Annotated in this window: 17 protein-coding genes and 1 tRNA gene; 6 read left to right on the forward strand and 12 right to left on the reverse strand. The window is 68.4% G+C overall.

Annotation, left to right across the window (positions count from 1 at the left end; translation table 11 throughout):
- Positions 1-2: 2 nt before the first annotated feature.
- From ACNR9W_RS09890 to ehuR, 4 genes are all read right to left on the reverse strand, one after another.
- Positions 3-1289 carry a TRAP transporter large permease gene (locus ACNR9W_RS09890; protein WP_419267496.1) on the reverse strand — a complete coding sequence of 429 codons (1287 nt, stop codon included), beginning with the start codon at positions 1287-1289 and terminating at the stop codon, positions 3-5.
- Positions 1286-1942: a TRAP transporter small permease gene (locus tag ACNR9W_RS09895; protein WP_419267495.1), complete on the reverse strand. Its 657-nt coding sequence runs from the start codon at positions 1940-1942 to the stop codon at positions 1286-1288. Before ACNR9W_RS09895 ends, ACNR9W_RS09890 begins: the two co-directional genes overlap by 4 nt.
- A gap of 67 nt (positions 1943-2009) precedes the next feature.
- Positions 2010-3017, reverse strand: a complete 1008-nt coding sequence (locus ACNR9W_RS09900; RefSeq protein ID WP_419267494.1) for a TRAP transporter substrate-binding protein — start codon at positions 3015-3017, stop codon at positions 2010-2012.
- Positions 3018-3205: 188 nt separating this feature from the next.
- A complete protein-coding gene (gene ehuR, locus ACNR9W_RS09905) occupies positions 3206-4579 on the reverse strand; it encodes a MocR-like ectoine utilization transcription factor EhuR (protein ID WP_419267493.1) in 1374 nt (457 codons plus the stop codon).
- A gap of 72 nt (positions 4580-4651) precedes the next feature.
- On the opposite strand from ehuR, the gene ACNR9W_RS09910 reads away from it, so the two are divergent.
- The 3 genes from ACNR9W_RS09910 to ACNR9W_RS09920 all read left to right on the forward strand — a co-directional run bounded on the left by ACNR9W_RS09910 (position 4652) and on the right by ACNR9W_RS09920 (position 8098).
- Positions 4652-5140: an Lrp/AsnC family transcriptional regulator gene (locus ACNR9W_RS09910; RefSeq protein ID WP_419267787.1), complete on the forward strand. Its 489-nt coding sequence runs from the start codon at positions 4652-4654 to the stop codon at positions 5138-5140.
- Positions 5141-5255: 115 nt separating this feature from the next.
- Positions 5256-6716 carry an NAD-dependent succinate-semialdehyde dehydrogenase gene (locus ACNR9W_RS09915; protein ID WP_419267492.1) on the forward strand — a complete coding sequence of 487 codons (1461 nt, stop codon included), beginning with the start codon at positions 5256-5258 and terminating at the stop codon, positions 6714-6716.
- Between the two features lie 11 nt (positions 6717-6727).
- Complete coding sequence (locus ACNR9W_RS09920) at positions 6728-8098, forward strand: aspartate aminotransferase family protein (protein ID WP_419267491.1); 1371 nt, start codon at positions 6728-6730, stop codon at positions 8096-8098.
- Between the two features lie 129 nt (positions 8099-8227).
- Here ACNR9W_RS09920 and ACNR9W_RS09925 read toward each other — a convergent pair whose 3' ends face one another.
- Together ACNR9W_RS09925 and rpmG are read right to left on the reverse strand one after the other, a co-directional pair.
- Positions 8228-9064 (reverse strand): XdhC family protein, encoded by an 837-nt coding sequence (locus ACNR9W_RS09925; RefSeq protein ID WP_419267490.1) that lies wholly within the window; start codon positions 9062-9064, stop codon positions 8228-8230.
- Between the two features lie 159 nt (positions 9065-9223).
- On the reverse strand, positions 9224-9391 hold the full coding sequence (gene rpmG, locus ACNR9W_RS09930; protein WP_022707377.1) for a 50S ribosomal protein L33: 168 nt from the start codon (positions 9389-9391) through the stop codon (positions 9224-9226).
- Positions 9392-9606: 215 nt separating this feature from the next.
- Between rpmG and modA the strand changes: the two genes are divergently transcribed.
- The 3 genes from modA to modC are packed head-to-tail and all read left to right on the forward strand — an operon-like array spanning position 9607 to position 12078.
- Entirely contained in the window at positions 9607-10359 is a 753-nt protein-coding gene (gene modA, locus ACNR9W_RS09935) for a molybdate ABC transporter substrate-binding protein (RefSeq protein ID WP_419267489.1), read from the forward strand.
- The gene (modB, locus tag ACNR9W_RS09940; RefSeq protein WP_419267488.1) at positions 10349-11047 is read left to right on the forward strand and encodes a molybdate ABC transporter permease subunit; all 699 of its coding nucleotides are present in this window, start codon (positions 10349-10351) and stop codon (positions 11045-11047) included. Before modA ends, modB begins: the two co-directional genes overlap by 11 nt.
- Complete coding sequence (gene modC, locus ACNR9W_RS09945) at positions 11044-12078, forward strand: molybdenum ABC transporter ATP-binding protein (protein WP_419267487.1); 1035 nt, start codon at positions 11044-11046, stop codon at positions 12076-12078. The genes modB and modC overlap by 4 nt, the downstream gene beginning before the upstream one ends.
- 4 nt (positions 12079-12082) lie before the next feature.
- On the opposite strand, the gene ACNR9W_RS09950 is transcribed toward modC, so the two are convergent.
- From ACNR9W_RS09950 to ACNR9W_RS09975, 6 genes are all read right to left on the reverse strand, one after another.
- Positions 12083-12838: an ABC transporter ATP-binding protein gene (locus tag ACNR9W_RS09950; protein WP_419267485.1), complete on the reverse strand. Its 756-nt coding sequence runs from the start codon at positions 12836-12838 to the stop codon at positions 12083-12085.
- A gap of 49 nt (positions 12839-12887) precedes the next feature.
- Positions 12888-13772 (reverse strand): ABC transporter ATP-binding protein, encoded by an 885-nt coding sequence (locus ACNR9W_RS09955; RefSeq protein WP_419267484.1) that lies wholly within the window; start codon positions 13770-13772, stop codon positions 12888-12890.
- Positions 13769-14692 (reverse strand): nickel transporter permease, encoded by a 924-nt coding sequence (nikC, locus tag ACNR9W_RS09960; RefSeq protein ID WP_419267483.1) that lies wholly within the window; start codon positions 14690-14692, stop codon positions 13769-13771. The genes ACNR9W_RS09955 and nikC overlap by 4 nt, the downstream gene beginning before the upstream one ends.
- Entirely contained in the window at positions 14689-15681 is a 993-nt protein-coding gene (locus ACNR9W_RS09965; RefSeq protein ID WP_419267786.1) for an ABC transporter permease, read from the reverse strand. The genes nikC and ACNR9W_RS09965 overlap by 4 nt, the downstream gene beginning before the upstream one ends.
- 112 nt (positions 15682-15793) lie before the next feature.
- Positions 15794-17392 carry an ABC transporter substrate-binding protein gene (locus ACNR9W_RS09970; RefSeq protein WP_419267482.1) on the reverse strand — a complete coding sequence of 533 codons (1599 nt, stop codon included), beginning with the start codon at positions 17390-17392 and terminating at the stop codon, positions 15794-15796.
- Between the two features lie 171 nt (positions 17393-17563).
- Positions 17564-17638 (reverse strand) — tRNA-Glu (locus ACNR9W_RS09975).
- Between the last annotated feature and the right edge of the window lie 106 nt (positions 17639-17744).

Below are 17744 nucleotides of genomic sequence, written 5' to 3' on the forward strand. Positions count from 1 at the left end.
TCCTAGCTGGAGATGGCCATGTCGCGCAGGAACAGCGCGATCTGCGGGAAGAAGATCAGCAGCACCGACACCGCCAGCAGGATCGCGATGAAGGGCGGCGTGCCCCGGATCACCTCCCAATAGGGCCGCTTGAAGACGGCGATGGCGGTGAAGATGTCGCAGCCGAAGGGCGGCGTCGCGCTGCCGATGGCGACCTGCAGCGTGATCAGCGTGCCGACCAGCACCGGGTCCAGCCCGTTGGCCTGCACCACGGGTGCAAAGATCGGCACCAGGATCAGGATGACCACGATCGGGTCGACGAACATGCAGCCGATGAAGAAGGCGATCGAGATCGTGAAAAGGACGCCATAGGGGCCCATCCCGTCGATGCCAATGCCGCCCAGGATCGCCTGCGGGATCTGCGCGAAGCTGATGATATAGCTGAAGGCGGTGCCCGCGCCGACCAGCACGAAGACCACTGCCGTGATCAGCCCGGTCGATTTCGCGGTGGCGTAGAGCTGTTTCAGGCTCAGTTCGCGAAAGACCACCATCTCCAGCAGCAGCGCATAGAGGACGCAGGCCGCCGCGGCCTCGGTGGGGGAAAAGACCCCGCCATAGATGCCGCCGATGATGATGGCCGGGAACCCCAGGGGCCAGAGCGCGCGTCGGATGGCGCGGCCGCGTTCGGCCCAGCTGGCGGCGGGTTCGGTCGGGACGTTGTGGCGGACGGCATAGATATAGGCATAGATCGAAAAGAGCAGCAGGATCAGCAGCCCCGGCCCGATACCCGCGATGAACAGTTCCGAGATCGAGGTGCCCGAGACGACGCCATAGATGATCATCCCGATCGAGGGCGGGATCAGGAAGGCGATGTCGGAGGCATTGATGATCAGCGCCAGCGTGAACTGGTCGCTGTAGCCGGCCTTCAGCAGGCGCGGGCGCAGCGGGCCGCCGACGGCCACGACCGTGGCCTGGGTCGACCCCGACACGGCGCCGAACATGGTGCAGGCGCCGGCGGTGGAAATGGCCAAGCCGCCCTTCATGTGACCCAGGAAGGCCATGACCAGGTCGATCAGGCGTTCGGCCGACTGGCCGCGCGTCATCAGGTCGGCGGCGAAGATGAACATCGGCACGGCGATCAGGCTGGCGGGCTGGATGCCGGCGATGACCTGCTGGACCATGGTCTCCAGCTGGCTGAAGCCGCCGAAGATGGTGACAAAGCCCACCATGGCGCCCATGATCAGCGGCACCATCATCGGAAAGCCCAGGAGCAGCAGCACGATCATCGTGCCAAGAATGGCGGCGGTCATGGTGCGGGACGCTCCTCGTCCTGGGGAAGGTCATAGCCGTCGCGGGTGCCCGTCGACAGCCAGATCTGCGGATCGGTCAGGTTCTTCAGCGCGGTCAGCATGTATTGCACCCCGGTCAGGAAGAAACCGACCGGCACCCAGACCAGGATCCACCATTGCGGGATGCGCAGCGCGGGCAGGACACGGCCCCGCCCCGCCTGGGTCGTGACATAGCCAAAGGCGTACCAGGCCAGCATCAGCAGCAGCGCCCCGGTCAGTGCGCTGATCAGGACCATCGCGATCTTGCGGGCGCGAAAGGGCAGCGCGTCGAACAGCGCCGACATGCGGATGTGGCGCCCGTGGCGGGCGGCATAGGACATGCCGGCGAATGTGATCAGCACGATCAGCGCCTGGTTCACCTCTTCGGAGAAGTACAGCGACTGGCCAAAGCCGAAGCGCCCGACGACATTGGCCACGGTGTTCAGCGCCATGGCCAGCACGCCCAGGGCCAGCAGGATCGCCTCCAGCCGCGCGATGCCCTTGTCCAAAAGGCCGAGCGGCCCCGGCAGGCCGGATTCGTAAAGCGCGTCGTCGATGTCGTCCTGGGTCACCGGCAGTTCGGCCGCCGCCAGGATGTCGGGATCGGGTCGATCCGGGGTCGCCTTCGTGGTCATGCCGCCTCTCCTGCGCAGTCGGGGCCGAGCCGGCCCGTCGGGGGCCGGCTCGGGGTCCAGGGGGCGATCAGTTCGCCGCGGCTTCCAGGTCGGCCTTCATCTGGTCCAGGACCTCCTGCGCGCGCGGGCCGCCGATCTCCAGGAAGGTCGCCTCGACCTGGTCGGCGGTCTCGCGGAAGGGGGCGCGCTGTTCCTCGGTCAGGGTGGTGACGGTCATCTCGGGCTTGGCCGACTTGATCTTGTCCAGCGAGGTCTCGGTCAGGCCCTGCTGGTATTCGATGATGTGGTCGAAGGCGGCCTGGGTCGCGTCCTCGATCACCTTCTGGTCTTCCTCAGGCAGCCCGTCGAAGAAGTCCTTGTTGGCCATCAGCGCGGTGGTGAAGTTGTTGTGGCCAAGACGGGTGATGTGGTCGGTCACCTCGTACATGCGGGTCGATTCGATGAAGAAGGCCGGGTTTTCCTGGCCGTCGATGATGCCGGTCTGCAACCCGCCATAGACCTCGCCCCAGGGCAGCGGCGTGGGGGTGGCGCCAAAGGCCTGGTAGCTTTCGACCAGCAGCGGGTTGGTCATCACGCGGACCTTGACGTCGCCCAGGTCGGCGGGTCCCGTGACGGGCTGCTTGGTGGTCAGCATCACCTCGCCCTCGGGATACATGGTCAGCAGTTCCAGCCCCTGTTCGGCGTAAAGTTCGGGGAAGATGCGGTTGATCGTCTCGGATTCGCGGAAGAACTTGAACAGCTGCTGGTCGTCCTCGGGCAGCAGATAGGGCACGAAGAACACCTGCGCCTCGGGGATCAGCGACCCGGTGAAGCCCGGCGACTGGTTTACGAACTGCAGGATGCCCGACTGGGTCTGTTCCAGGATGTTGTCGGATTCGCCCAGAGTGCCGAAGGGGAACAGCTGCACCTCGTGGTCGGAATTGGCCTCGACCTCTTCCTTGAACTTCTGGGCGAAGACACCCTGGACCTCGTCCAGGGCCTCCTCGAAGGCATAGCGCCAAGTGTCGGCAAATGCGCCGCCCGAGCCAAGGACAAGGGCGGTCAGGCTGGCGGCGGTCAGGGTCTTGATGGTCATGGTACCTCCTGTGGTCGGGCCGTCGCGACGCCGGGGCATCGGCGGCCCTTGGGTTGCCGGATTCGGACGGATGGGCCCGTTCCGGCTTGGGCAGAGAGTTCTGCCCAAGCGGATTCCAAGTCAATTTCTATATTAAATCATGACAATTTTGGCGGCAGGAGTCAAACCGAAGGCCGGATCGGCCCGATTCAGATGCGGCTGTCGGGGGGCAGAAGTGCCGAAACGATGCGCAATGCCTGTTCCAGATCGCGCAGGGCCGCGCCGCCCAGGGACACCCGCAGCGCCGGCCCGGCAGGCCCCATCGCAAAGCCCGCGCCGGGGGCCAGCGCCACCTGGTGCGACAGCGCGCGGGCCAGCACCTCGGCCTCGTCACAGCCGTCGGGAAGCGGCAGCCAGCGGTGCAGCCCGTGCAGGAACCCCTGCGCGCGCGGCCCCAGGATGCGGACGGCCATGCGGTTGCGGGCGGCCAGCTCCACCCGCTGCGCGGCCAGCAGCGCCTCGGCCGTGTCGCCGGCAATCCAGTCCTGGGCGATCTCGGCCATCAGCGGCGTGGCCATCCAGGCCATCGACAGGTGCCGGTTCAGCGCGGCCTCTGCCAAATTTTCGGGCATCGCCAGAAAACCGATGCGCAGGCCCGGCGACAGGCATTTCGACAGGCCGGTGAAATAAAAGCTGCGGTCGGGGGCAAAGCTGGACACGGCCGGCGGGCGGCGCGGCGGCATGGGACCGGTCGGGTCGCTTTCCAGGATCATCAGCCCGGCGCGCGTGGCGGCCTGGGCCAGCGCCTCGCGCCGGTCGCGGTCCATGATCTGCGCCAGCGGCCCCCCGCCCGAGGGCAGCAGGAAGACCGCCTTCATCCGCCCACCCGAGGCCCGCGCCGCCGCAACCAGCGCGTCTGGATCCATCCCCTGGGCATCGCAGGCGATCCCCTTCAGGCGCAGGTGCAGGTGCTGGGCGGCAGGTTTCAGCGTGTGGCAGGTCACGGCCTCGGTCGCGATCACGTCGCCGGGCTGGGCCGCGGTCAACAGCGCCACGAACATGGCGGGCGTCGTGCCATTGGTGATCAGGATGCGCTGCGCGGGCACGACCATGCCGCAGCGCGCCAGCCAGACCGCGGCCATGCCCCCGTAGAGGGACATGGTCTGGCGCGGACGAAAGGACAGCATCGCCGGATCGGGCAGACGGTCGGCCAGGCGGATCAGCGTCGCGCTCCAGGCGCCGGCGATCTGCGGCAGGCGCACGGGGGTCATCATCGACAGGTCGATCGGCGGCCGGTCGGTGGGGGCGCGGAACCACGGCACCTCGATCGTTTCGCGCGGGCCCGATTTCACGAAGCTGCCGCGCCCCACCTCGCCCGAGATCAGGTCGGCGCGGATCAGCTCCTCATAGGCGCGGCTGACCGTCTGCACGCTGACGCCCAGCTGCCAGGCCAGGTCGCGATGCGGCGGCAGGCGCTGGCCCGGTCGCAGGCTGCCCGCGTCGATGGCGGCGGCGATGCCTTGCGCCAGGCTGCGATAGGCGGGGCGGGTGATATCGTCTTTCCGAAGCGGCCAATGGGACATCCCCGCAAGATCGCCGCCGCCGCGCGGCTTGTCCAGATTGACATTCGTCCGGGGCGCGGGAACAACCGAGGCATGGTCCCGCCCCGATCCTCCCTGCGGCTCGACGACCGCGACATCGCCATCCTGGCGATCCTGTCGCGCGAGGGGCGAATCGCCAAGACCGAACTGGCCGCGCGGGTGAACCTGTCGCCCACGCCCTGCTGGGACCGCATGAAGCGGCTGGAACAGGCGGGCCTGATCCGCGGATATCGCGCGCAGGTCGATCTGGCGGCGCTTGGCGCCCATGTGCAGGTCTTTGTCACGGTCGAGCTGGACAGCCACCGCGCCGAAAGCTTTCAGGTCTTCGAGCGGGTGATCGCGCGGATGCAGGCGGTCACCGGCTGCTGGGCCATCGGCGGCGGCTATGACTATCTGATCCAGGTGGTGGCGACCGACGTGGCGGCCTTTCAGGCGCTGATGGACGGCCTGCTGGAGAGCCGGGCCGGGGTCAGGCGCTATTTCAGCTATATCGTGACGAAGCCGGTCAAGGACCTGCCCCCGGCGACGGCGCTGCTGGATTAGAGAAATCCTCGGGCCGCACGGCGGGGAACAGAGGATTCCTCTGCCCTGCCCCGCCCCATTCGGAGAAACCCTCCGCCCGCCCCGCCGCATGTTGTCCCCGACAAAGGAGGCACGCATGTTCGACGACCACCAGACCACCCTGACCGAACGCCTGACCGATCGCGGGTTGCTGCCCGGGCGCGGCGACTTTCCCGCCGAGGGCCGGCTGGCCGTGCGCGACCCCGCCACGGGCGGGCTGGTCGCCCAGGTCGCCATCAGCGATGCGTCCGGCGCCCGCGCGGCGGTCGATGCGGCGCAGGCCGCCTTTCCCGGATGGGCGGCCGTGCTGCCGCAGCACCGCGCCACGATCCTGCACCGCTGGCACGCGCTGATCCTGGAGGCGAAGGAAGATCTGGCGCGCATCATGGTCGCCGAACAGGGCAAGCCCATCGGCGAGGCGCGCGGCGAGATCGACTATGCCGCCAGCTTCGTTCAGTTCTATGCCGAAGAGGCGCTGCGCCCGAACATCGAGGGCGTCACCAGCCACTTGGCCGATGCCGAGATGGAATTGTGGCGCGAACCCGTGGGCGTGGCTGCGCTGATCACGCCGTGGAACTTTCCCTGCGCGATGATCACGCGCAAGGCCGCCGCCGCCCTGGGCGCGGGCTGCACCGTCGTCATCCACCCTTCGGCCGAGACGCCCCTGTCGGCGCTGGCGCTGGCGGTGCTGGCGCGGCGCGCGGGCTTCCCGGACGGCGTGGTGAACACGGTCATCGGCGATGCGGCGACGATCGTGGGCGAATGGACGGCGGATGCGCGGGTGCGGGCGCTGTCCTTCACCGGCTCGACCGAGGTCGGGCGGCTGCTTTACCGCCAGTCCGCCGACACGGTGAAGCGGCTGGTGATGGAACTGGGCGGGCACGCGCCCTTTATCGTCTTTCCCAGTGCCGACCTGGACCGCGCCGTGGCCGAGGCCGTGAAGGCCAAGTTCGCGACATCCGGGCAGGATTGCCTGGGCGCCAACCGCTTTTACATCCACCGCGACGTCTATGACGAATTTTGCGCGCGCTTCACGGCGGCGGTCGAAAAGCTGACGCTGGCGCCGGGGATGCAGGACGCCGATCTGGGCCCGCTGATCCACGACCGGCAGGTGGCCAAGCAGGTGGCGCATGTGCAGGACGCCGTGGCGCATGGCGCGCGCATCCTGACCGGCGGCGAGGTGGCGGCCGACCTGGGCCCGCTGTTCTTCAAGCCAACCGTCCTGGCCGATGTCACCGACGAAGCCGCCATCATGCACGAGGAGACCTTTGGCCCGGTGGCGGCCCTGTCGCCCTTCGACACCGAGGAGGAGGTCATCGCCCGCGCAAATGACAGCGAATACGGGCTGATCGCCTATGTCCACAGCCAGGACCCGCGGCGGATCTATCGGGTCAGCCGGGCGTTGCAATATGGCATGGTCGCCGTGAACCGCACCAAGGTCACGGGCGCGCCGATCCCCTTCGGGGGGATGAAACAGTCCGGGCTGGGGCGCGAGGGTGCGCGCCAGGGCCTCGAGGCCTTTACCGAAATCAAGTATGTTTGCCGCGATTGGGCATGAGGAGAGACGCGATGCTGACGAATGACGAACTGGCGAAATGGGACCGCGAGAACTTCATGCACCCCTCAACCCATCTGGCGCAATTCGCGCGGGGCGAGGCGCCGCAGCGGATCGTGACCGGGGGTGAGGGGGTCTTCATCCAGGACCGCGACGGCAACCGCCTGCTGGACGGCTTTGCGGGGCTTTACTGCGTGAACGTGGGTTACGGCCGGCAGGAGATCGCCGAGGCCATCGCCGCGCAGGCGCGCGAGCTGTCCTATTACCACGCCTATGCGGGCCACGGGTCGGAGGCGTCGATCACGCTGTCCAAGATGGTGATGGACCGCGCGCCCGAAGGCATGGCGCGGGTCTATTTCGGCCTTGGCGGGTCGGATGCGAACGAGACGAACGTCAAGCTGGTCTGGTATTACAACAACATCCTGGGTCGCCCGAAGAAGAAAAAGATCATCAGCCGCTGGCGGGGCTATCATGGGTCGGGCCTGGTCACCGGGTCGCTGACCGGGCTGGAGCTGTTCCACAAGAAGTTCGACCTGCCGCTGAGCCAAGTCATCCATACCGAGGCGCCCTATTACTTCCGCCGTCCCGACGCCTCGATGTCCGAGGGCGATTTCGTGGGCTATTGCGTCGAGAAGCTGGAGGCGCTGATCGAGGCCGAAGGTGCCGACACCATCGCGGCCTTCATCGGCGAACCCGTGCTGGGCACCGGCGGGATCGTCCCGCCCCCGGCCGGCTATTGGCCGGCCATCCAGGCGGTGCTGGAGGCGCATGACATCCTGCTGATCGCGGACGAGGTCGTGACCGGATTTGGCCGTCTGGGGACCATGTTCGGCTCGGACCATTACGGCATGAAGCCCGACCTGATCACCAGCGCCAAGGGCCTGACCAGCGCCTATGCGCCGCTGTCGGCCTCGATCGTCGGGCAGAAGATGTGGGAGGTGCTGGAGCGCGGCACGGACGAGAACGGCGTCCTGGGCCACGGCTGGACCTATTCGGCCCATCCCATCGGCGCCGCGGCGGGCGTCGCCAACCTCAAGCTGATCGACAGCCTGGGGCTGGTCGAGAACGCGGGCACCGTCGGCGCCTATCTGAACGAGCGGATGCAGGCGGCGGTCGGCGATCACGCCCATGTCGGCGAAGTGCGCGGCGAAGGGATGCTGTGCGCGGTCGAACTGGTCGCCGACCGCGATGCGCGGCGGTTCTTTGACGCGTCAGAAGGCAAGGGCGCCAAGGTCGTGGCGGCGATGCTGAAGCGCGGCGTGATCGCCCGGGCCATGCCGCAGGGCGACATCTTGGGCTTTGCCCCGCCGCTGTGCCTGACGCGGGACGAGGCGGACCAGATCGTGGCGGTGACGGCCGAGGCGCTGGCGGAAGCTCTGGGCTGAGCGCGGGCGGGGGGCTTTGCGCCCCCCGAACCCTTGCAGGGTATCTGCACAACGAAGAAGAATGCGGCCGGCCCGACCATCGGGCCGGCCGGTCCATGTCTGGGAAACGGCGTGGGATGACCCCACCAGTCAGGCGGTCAGCGTCTCATAGGCGGCCAAGATCTCGGTCAGGGCGGACGCGGCGATCAGGCGGGGGTCGCGGGCGGGGGCGGTGACGCCGATCGGGCCGCGCAGGCGGGCAAGCGTCGCCTCGTCATGGCCCGCCTCGCGCAGCGCCGCCAGCCGTGCCGCCTGCGCCCGGCGCGACCCCAAGGCCCCGATGTAGAAGGCCTCCGAAGCCAGCGCGCGGCCCAGTGCCGGCAGCTCGCGATCATGGTCGTGAAAAAGCGTCACGACCGCGCTGTGGCTGTCCAGCCGGCTGTCGCTACCCAGACAGGGCAGGTCCAGGGCCTGAACCAAGGAGGCCAGCGCCTGCGCCTCGTCCCCTTCGCCGTGGATCTGGATCGCCGGCGGGGGCGGCAGCACCATGCGAAAACCGCGCCCGGAATCGCCGGGATCTGCCCGGCAGATGCGGCCGCTAACTAAATTGACCTGCCAGTCCCCGGTCCGGCGGCGGATGCGATCGTCCCAGACCGTCGACAGCCAGTCGGCATCCGGGCGGTGCAACAGCGCGATCTGGACCTGACCCCCGCAGGGCAAGGGCAGATCGACCGGCCCGCCCTGACCATAGACCAACCGCGTCACCGGTCCTTTGCGATCCAGATGCGCCGCGATGTCCGCGTCGATGCAGCCTGCCCCCAGCCTGCCGACCCGCATGCCGTCCGGCCAGAGCGCCATCATGGCGCCGGGGCGGCGGGGAAAGCCGCCGGAGGAACCGGTCAGCAACGCCAAGGCGCCGCCGGGGCGCGCCAGAAGCGCCTTGACCGGGCATTCGGGCAGGACGGACAGGGGGGCGGAAATCGTCATGGGAAACATCCGACTGCAGAAAGCACGGTTGTGAACGTGCCTGCCCCGGCCCCGGTTCCCGTGCCACGTGCATTTTCCCGGCCTTCCGCCAAGGCGAAAAATGCGAAAGGACCGCGATCCTTGCGGATGCGGTCCCCTCGTTCGGCCGGATGGCAGATCTTACTTGATCTTGCCTTCCTTGTATTCGACATGCTGACGCACGACCGGATCGTACTTGCGAACGGTCATCTTCTCGGTCATCGTGCGGGCGTTCTTCTTGGTCACATAGAAATGACCCGTGCCGGCGGTCGAGTTCAGCCGGATCTTGATGGTGGTCGGCTTCGCCATGGTTACTGCTCCTGCTTCGGGGCAATCGCGCGCCGCAAACCCCGTGGAATTCGTCTTGAAGCCGCCTTTTAGCCAGCAGCGTGGCAGAGTCAACCGTTCCGGGGCAGAATTCCGGATATTTCGCCCTGTCGGGCAGGAAGGCGGGCCAAAAAATCCCTTGCCCCCTGCCGCATGCCAGACGATATTTCCGGCCGAACATATCGATCCGAGGCCCCATGCGTACCCCTGCCCTGATCCTGGCGACCCTGCTGCCCGTCTTCCCCCTCCAGGCCGGGGAGGTGAGCGTCTTTGCCGCCGCCTCGACCCGGACGGCGCTGGACCGGATCGCGGCAGAGTTCTCGGCCCGGACCGGACACAGCGTCACGCCGGTCTATGCGGGGTCGAACCTGCTGGCGCGGCAGATCATCGAAGGCGCCCCGGCCGACATCTTCCTGTCGGCCGCCCCGGAGTGGATGGACGAGGTCGAGAGGCAGGGCCTGGTGCAGCCCAGCACGCGCCGCGACCTGCTGGGCAACCGGCTGGTGCTGGTTTCGGCCGATCCGGATGCGCCAGATGTGGTCATCGACGAGGAACTGGACCTTTCCGGCCTGCTGGGGGATGGCCGCCTGGCGATGGGCCTGGTGGATGCGGTTCCGGCGGGGCAATACGGCAAGGCGGCGCTGACCGGTCTGGGCCTGTGGGAGGGGGTGGCCGACAGGGTGGCGCAGGCCGACAATGTACGGGCCGCGCTGGCGCTGGTCGCCCTGGGCGAGGCGCCGCTTGGCATCGTCTATGCCAGCGACGCGGCGGCCGAACCCGCGGTCCGCATCATCGGGCGGTTCCCTGCCGACAGCCACCCGCCGATCACCTATCCCGTGGCCCTGCTGACCGGGGCCGGCGACGCCGCCGATCGGGATTTCCTGGCGGCGCTGTCCTCGCCCGGGGCCCAGGCCGCGTTCCGGGACGAAGGCTTCAGCCTTGCCCCCTGACTGGCTCTCCCCCGGCGAATGGCAGGCGGTGGCCCTCAGCCTGCGGGTGTCCTTCTGGGCGATGCTCTGCAGCCTGCCCCTGGGGATCCTGGTGGCGCATGCCCTGGCGCGCTGGCGCTTTCCGGGGCGGCAGCTGCTGAACATGCTGGTCCACCTGCCGCTGATCCTGCCCCCGGTCGTCACCGGCTATCTGCTGCTGCTGACCTTCGGGCGGCGCGGTGCGGTGGGGCAATGGCTGGACCAGTGGTTCGGCATCGTGCTGGCCTTTCGCTGGACCGGGGCGGCGCTGGCCGCCGCCGTCATGGCTTTTCCGCTGATGGTCCGCGCCATCCGCCTGTCGATCGAGGCGGTGGACCCGCGCCTGGAACAGGCCGCCGCCACCCTGGGCGCGCCGCGGCCCTGGGTCTTCCTGACCGTCACCCTGCCCCTGATCGCGCCCGGCATCCTGGCCGGCGCCATCCTGGCCTTTGCCAAGGCCATGGGCGAATTCGGCGCCACCATCACCTTCGTGTCGAACATCCCCGGCCAGACCCAGACCCTGCCATCGGCCATCTACAGCCAGTTGCAGATCCCGGGCGGCGAGGCGCAGGCCGGGCGGCTGGTCCTGGTGGCGATCGCGGTGTCGATGGGGGCGCTGCTGGCCTCGGAATGGGTCAGCCGGGCCGTGGCACGGCGGGTGGCGGGATGAGCCTGTCGGTCCGCCTGACCCACGGCCTGGGCGCCTTTCTTCTGGATGCGGCCTTTGAGGCGCCGGACGGCGTGACGGCGCTGCATGGCCCGTCGGGGGCGGGCAAGACGACGCTGGTCAATGCGGTGGCCGGGCTGCTGCGCCCCGATGCGGGGCGGATCGCGGTGGGCGGCACGATCCTGCTGGACAGGCAGCGGGGGATCGACCTGCCCCCCCATCGCCGGGGCGTCGGCTATGTCTTTCAGGACGCGCGGCTGTTTCCGCATCTGAGCGTGCGGCAGAACCTGCTGTTCGGGCGGTGGTTCGCGGCGCGCACCAACCGGGGCGGCGGGCCCGACCTGCCCGCCATCGCCGAGCTGCTGGGTATCGGCGGGCTTCTGCATCGCCGGCCCGCGGCCCTGTCGGGCGGCGAGGCGCAGCGCGTGGCCCTGGGGCGCGCGCTGCTGGCCCGGCCGCGCCTGCTGCTGCTGGACGAGCCGCTGGCCGCCTTGGACGATGCCCGCAAGGCCGAGATCCTGCCCTATCTGGAGCGTCTGCGCGACATCGAGGGGTTGCCGATCCTCTATGTCAGCCATTCGGCGCCCGAAATCCGGCGCATGGCCACCACCGTGATCCGGCTGGAGCGCGGCCGCGTCACCGGGCAGGGCACGCCCGCGCAGATGCTGCCCGATCCTGCCGCCGCGCCGGGGGTCGAATGGGAGGTGACCCTGCGCCACAGCCGCGACGGCATCGCGGTGCTGGAGAGCCCCGCCGGGCGGCTGCGGATCGCGGGGCCGGTCGGTCGGGGCCCGCTGCGGCTGCGCATCAGGGCCGACCAGGTGCTGATCGCGCGCCAGCCGCCGCAGGGCCTGATGGTGCGCAACATTCTGGAGGCGCGGGTCATCGGGCCGCTGCCCGAAGACGCAGGCCTGCTGCGCCTGCAGGCGGGGGGCGGGATGCTGCTGGCGCGCCTGCCCGATCCGGGCGACGCACCGCCCCCGGGTTCGCTGGTTCACGCCATCCTGACGGGCGAGCCGGAGATCGTCGGGTGATCCCTCACGCCTCGCGCCGATAGCCCCCGGAGGCGGCGATCAGGTGGCGCGTGTATTCGGCGCGGCCCGCGCCGCGACGCAGATCCCCGACCTCCATCACCTCGACGATGCGGCCCTGCTGCATGACGGCCAGGCGGTCGCACATGTGGCCCACCACCGCCAGGTCATGGCTGACCATCAGATAGGTCAGCCCGTGTTCGGCCCGCAGGTCGGCCAGCAGGTTCAGGATCTCGGCCTGGACGCTGACATCCAGCGCGCTGGTCGGCTCGTCCAACAGCAGGACGCGCGGCTCGGCCGCCAGCGCCCGGGCGATGGCCACGCGCTGGCGCTGGCCGCCCGACAGCTGGTGCGGATAGCGGAAGCGGAACCCCTGCCCCAGCCCCACGTCGTCCAGCAGCCGGACAATGCGCTGGTCGATCCGGTCCATCCCCTGCAGGCGCAGCGTCTCGGCCAGGACGGCATCGACCGAATGGCGCGGATGCAGGCTGGCATAGGGGTCCTGAAAGACCATCTGCACGGTCTTGAAGAACGCCCGGTCACGGCGGTCGCGGTCCAGCACCCGGCCGTCGACCTCGATCCGGCCGGACCAGGTCGGGATCAGGCCCGCGATGGCGCGCAGGATGGTGGACTTGCCCGAACCGGATTCGCCGACCAGACCAAAGCTTTCGCCCTGCTGCACGGTGAAGGTCGCCTGCCTGACCGCATCGACGCGGTCGGGGACATGGCCGAACCAGACGTCCAGATCCCGGACCGTCAGCATCGGCCGCACCCGGCGCGGTGGGTATTTGGGCAACGAAGAAGCGGCATGGTCACAGCCCTCCCGGCAGGTCGGTGTCGGCGTGGGGGGCCAGCAGGTCGGCGTCGCGCCAGCTGTCCTGGCGCTGCAGGACCGGCAGGCGGTCCACCGGCGCGTCAAGGCGCGGCAGGCTGTCCAGTAGGCCCCGCGTATAGGGGTGGCGGGCCTGGTGCAGGTCGCGCGCCGGCAGGGTTTCGACGATGCGGCCGGCATACATGATCAGCACCCGGTCGCAGAACTGCGCCACCAGGTTCAGGTCGTGGCTGATGAAGATCAGCCCCATGCCCCGGTCGCGCACCAGCCGGTCCATGATGTTCAAAACCTCGGTCCGGACCGAGACGTCCAGCGCGCTGGTCGGTTCGTCCGCGATCAGGATCTGCGGGTCGGGGGCGAGCATCATGGCGATCATGATGCGCTGGCCCATGCCGCCCGACACCTCGTGGGGATAGGCGTTCATCACGCGCTCGGGGTCGCGGATCTGGACGGCCTCCAGCATCTCCAGCGCCTTCTGGCGGGCTTGGTCGCGGGGGGCGCTGGCATGGAGGCGATAGGCCTCGATGATCTGCTGGCCGACGGTCATGACCGGGTTCAGGCTGAACTTGGGGTCCTGCATGACCATGCTGATGCGCCCGCCACGGATCTTGCGCATCTGCCGGTCGGGCAGGTTCAGGATCGACTGCCCCTGCAGCGTCAGGGAACGGGCCTGCACCTGGCCAGGCGGGCGGACGAGGCCCAGGATCGCGCGGCCGGTCATCGACTTGCCGCTGCCCGATTCCCCCACCACCCCAAGGCGTTCGCGGCCCAGGTCAAAGCTGATGCCGCGCACCGCCTGAAAGTTGCCCTGGCGGGTCGGAAAGGTCACGCTGAGGTCGCGGACCGACAGGAGGGGTTCGGTCATGACTTGTCCCCCTTGGGGTCGAGGACATCGCGCAGCCCATCGCCCAGCAGGTTGAAGGCCATCGAGACCGTGAAGATCGCCAGCCCCGGCATCGCGGCCACCCACCAGAAGTCGAGGATATAGGCCCGCCCGTCCGAGATCATCGCCCCCCATTCTGGCATCGGCGGCTGCGCCCCCAGGCCCAGGAAGCCCAGGCCCGCCGCCGACAGGATGATCCCCGCCATGTCCAGCGCCACCCGCACGATCAGCGAACTGACGCAGAGCGGCCAGATGTGGCGGACCAGCAGGCGCAGCCGCCCCGCCCCCTGCAGCCGCGCGGCGGCGATGAAGTCGGCGTTGCGGATGGTCAGCGTCTCGGCCCGGGCCAGGCGCGCATAGGGGGGCCAGGCGGTCAGGGCCAGCGCCAGGACCGCGTTGCCGATGCTGGGGCCCAGGGCCGCCACGAAGGCCAGCGCCAGGATCAGCTTGGGGAAGGCCAGGAAGATGTCGGTGATGCGCATCAGCACCTGGTCGACCCAGCCGCCGGCAAAGCCCGCAACGGTGCCGATGAAGAGGCCGATCACCGGCGCGATCAGCGCCACGGTGCCGACGATGAACAGCGTGATCCGCGATCCGTGGATCAGCCGCGACAGGATGTCCCGGCCAAGCGCGTCCGTCCCCAGCCAGTGCGCGGCCGAGGGCGGTTGCAGCCGGTTCCCCAGGTTCTGGGCATAGGGGCTTTGCGGTGCGCTCCAGGGCGCCAGGATCGCCATGCCGATCAGCAGGACCAGGATGACCAGCCCCAGCATGGCCAGCCGGTTGGCGCGGAAGGTCAGCCAGCCCTGATAGAGGGCCCCCAGCCGCGCCTGGCGACGGGTCCGGGGCGCATCCGACAAGAGCCAGTCGCGGCGGCTTTCCGGGGGGCGGGAGACGGCGCTCATTTCGACCTCGGGTCAAGGACGCGATAGAGGATATCGCTGAACAGGTTCAGCACCACGAAGCAGACGCCGATGACGACGGTGCCGCCCAGGACGGCGTTCATGTCGCCGGACAGAAGCGCGCGGGTGATGTAGCTGCCGAGGCCCGGCCAGCTGAAGATGATCTCGGTCAGGACGGATCCTTCCAGAAGCGAGCCGAAGGACAGCGCGATGACGGTGACCAGCGGAATGGCGATGTTGCGAAAGGCGTGGCGCCAGATGACCGCGCCTTCGGACATGCCCTTGACGCGGGCGGTGATGACGTATTCGGCCGACAGCTGCTCCAGCATGAAGCTGCGGGTCATGCGGCTGATATAGGCCAGCGAATAATAGCCCAGCAGGCTGGCCGGCAGGATGATGTGCGAAAACGCGTCCTGAAACGCGGCCCAGTCCCGCGCCAGCAGGCTGTCGACCAGGATCATGCCGGTGACGTCGGGAACCATGCCGTCATAGATGATCCCCTGCCGCCCCGGCCCGCCGACCCAGCCCAGCATGCCGTAGAAGACCAGAAGCCCCATCAGCCCCAGCCAGAAGATCGGCATCGAATAGCCGACCAGCGCCACGACCCGCGCGACCTGGTCGATGATCCCGCCGCGCCGGGCGGCCGCGATGACGCCAAGCGGCACCCCGATCAGGACGCCGATCAGCGTGCCCAGGGTCGCCAGCTCGACCGTGGCGGGAAAGACGCGGGCAATGTCCTGGGCCACCGGCTGCCCGGTCGAGATGGATCGCCCGAAATCCCCCGTCAGCACATCGCCGATATAGGTGAGGAACTGCACGACCAGCGGCTTGTCCAGCCCCATGGCGACATAGGCGGCGTCGTACTGGGCCTGCGTCGCGCGGTCGCCCACGACCTTCAGCACCGGGTCGATGGGCATGACCCGGCCGATGATGAAGGTGACCAGCAACAGGCCCACCAGCGTCAGCGCCAGCGACAGCAGCGTGCCTGCGATGCTGCGGGCGCGACGGCGGCGGAGCGCGCGACGGCCGGTCGGGTCGGGATCGGGCCGGTTCGCGCCGGAGGATGTTCCCCCGGCGCCGGTGGTGTCGGTCGCGGACAAGGCCCTATTCGCCCTTCGTCACCTGGCGGTAGATGACCGAGGTGACGGCGCCGCCGCTCCACCAGTCCTGGACGTTGTCGCGCATGCCCACCTGCTCGATGCGCTGGAACAGCGGGACGATCGGCGCCTCGGCCTGGTACTGGCGCTGGATGTCCTTGTACATCTGGGCGCGTTTTTCGGTGTCTTGCTCCAGCGTGGCGGCGACGGTGGCCTCGTTCATCTCCTCGGGCACCGCATAGGCGTTGCGCCAGGCCAGAAGGCCCACGGCATTCGCCTCGTCGCTGTTGTCGGGGTTGTAGGCGAAGGTCGCGGCATTGGTGTTCGGGTCGGAATAGTCCGGGCCCCATTCGCCCAGGAAGATCGGCACCTCACGCGCGCGATAGGCGTCCAGAACCTGCGCGCCGGTCATCTGCTCGATGTTCAGCGTCAGGCCGACCTGGGCCATGCTGGCCTGCAGGGCCTGGGCCACGTCCACATATTCGCGCAGGTCGCGCACCCGGGTGGTGATGGTGCCGCCCTCGATCCCCGCATCGGTCAGGATCTGGCGGGCCTTTTCCACGTCATAGGTCCAGGCCTGGTCCTCCAGCACGCCCAGGTAGCCAAGCGGCAGGAAGCTTTGATGGGTGACGAACTGGCCCTTCAGGAAGCTACCGGTGATGCCCTCGTAATCGACCAGGTGCTTCATGGCCTCGATCACGGCAGGGTTCGACAGCAGCTCGTCCTTCTGGTTGAGGCCCATATAGAGGATGCGGCCGCGCGGCTCGTCCTCGATCGTGACGCCCTCTGCGGCCGAGATCGAGTCCACGTCCGTGGGCGTCAGGTTGCGAGCCACGTCGATGTCGCCCTGTTCCAGCAGCAGCCGCTGCGCGCTGGATTCGGCCACGTTGCGCACGATCACCCGCTTCATCGCGGGCGCGCCCTGCCAGTATTCCTCGAAGGCGGTCAGCTGCACCTGCTCGTTCGGGCGCCAGGCGGCCAGGACATAGGCGCCCGAGCCGGCCTCGTTGGTGTTCAGCCAGCCATTGCCCAGGTCACCGTCCTGCTCCTGCGCCATGACGGTTTCCTTGTCCACGACGCTGGCGATGTTCGCGGTCAGGCAGTTCAGGACAAAGGAGGGCGCATAGGGCTTGTCCAGCTTCAGGGTCAGGGTGTTGCCGTCGGCGGTGATCATCTCCTCGACATTGTCGGGGGTAAAGCCGAACTGCGTCAGGATGAAGGCCGGCGTCTTGTCCAGCTTGACCGCGCGCTGCAGCGACCAGGCGGCATCCTCGGCCCGGACCGGGTTGCCGGAATGGAAGGTCACGCCCTCGCGCAGGGTAAAGGTGATCGAAGTGCCGTCCTCGGACACTTCCCAGCTTTCCGCCAGGCTGGGCTGGAAGCCCGCCTCGGGGTTCAGGGGGTCGAAATCGACCAGCCGGTCATAGGTGTTGTTGTTCACGTCATTGCCCGCGAACTCGAAGCTCTGCGCCGGGTCCAGGCTGATGATGTCGTCGATCGTATGCGCCACGACCAGCGTGTCGGCGGGGGTCTCGGCCCAGGCCGCGGGCGCGAGCCCCAGGGCCGAGGCCAGAAGAAGGGCACGGGTCGTCAAACGGATGGTCATCTGGAGGCTCCCTGAATGGATATGTGTCTCCGTCTTCTGGCGGAGTTGCATGCCATGCAGGTTGACCCAAGCCCATCGGCCTTGCAAGGCCCGTGACGGCGGCATCGGGACCGAACGCAAAAGGCGCGGCAAGGGCCGCGCGGTTTAGCAGGTCATGTCAGAAGAAAGAAGTGGCAGCCCGTAGGGGAGTCGAACCCCTCTTTTCAGGTTGAAAACCTGACGTCCTAACCGATAGACGAACGGGCCACTTTCTGTCGCTGCCAGTCTTCCCGGCGGCGTGAGGCGGTGTTTAGGCAAAGCCGCCGAAACGCGCAAGCGGAAAAATTCGCCTTCGCGCAAAAATTTTGAAATC

Source organism: Paracoccus sp. T5, assembly GCF_048538155.2.
Taxonomy (GTDB): domain Bacteria; phylum Pseudomonadota; class Alphaproteobacteria; order Rhodobacterales; family Rhodobacteraceae; genus Paracoccus.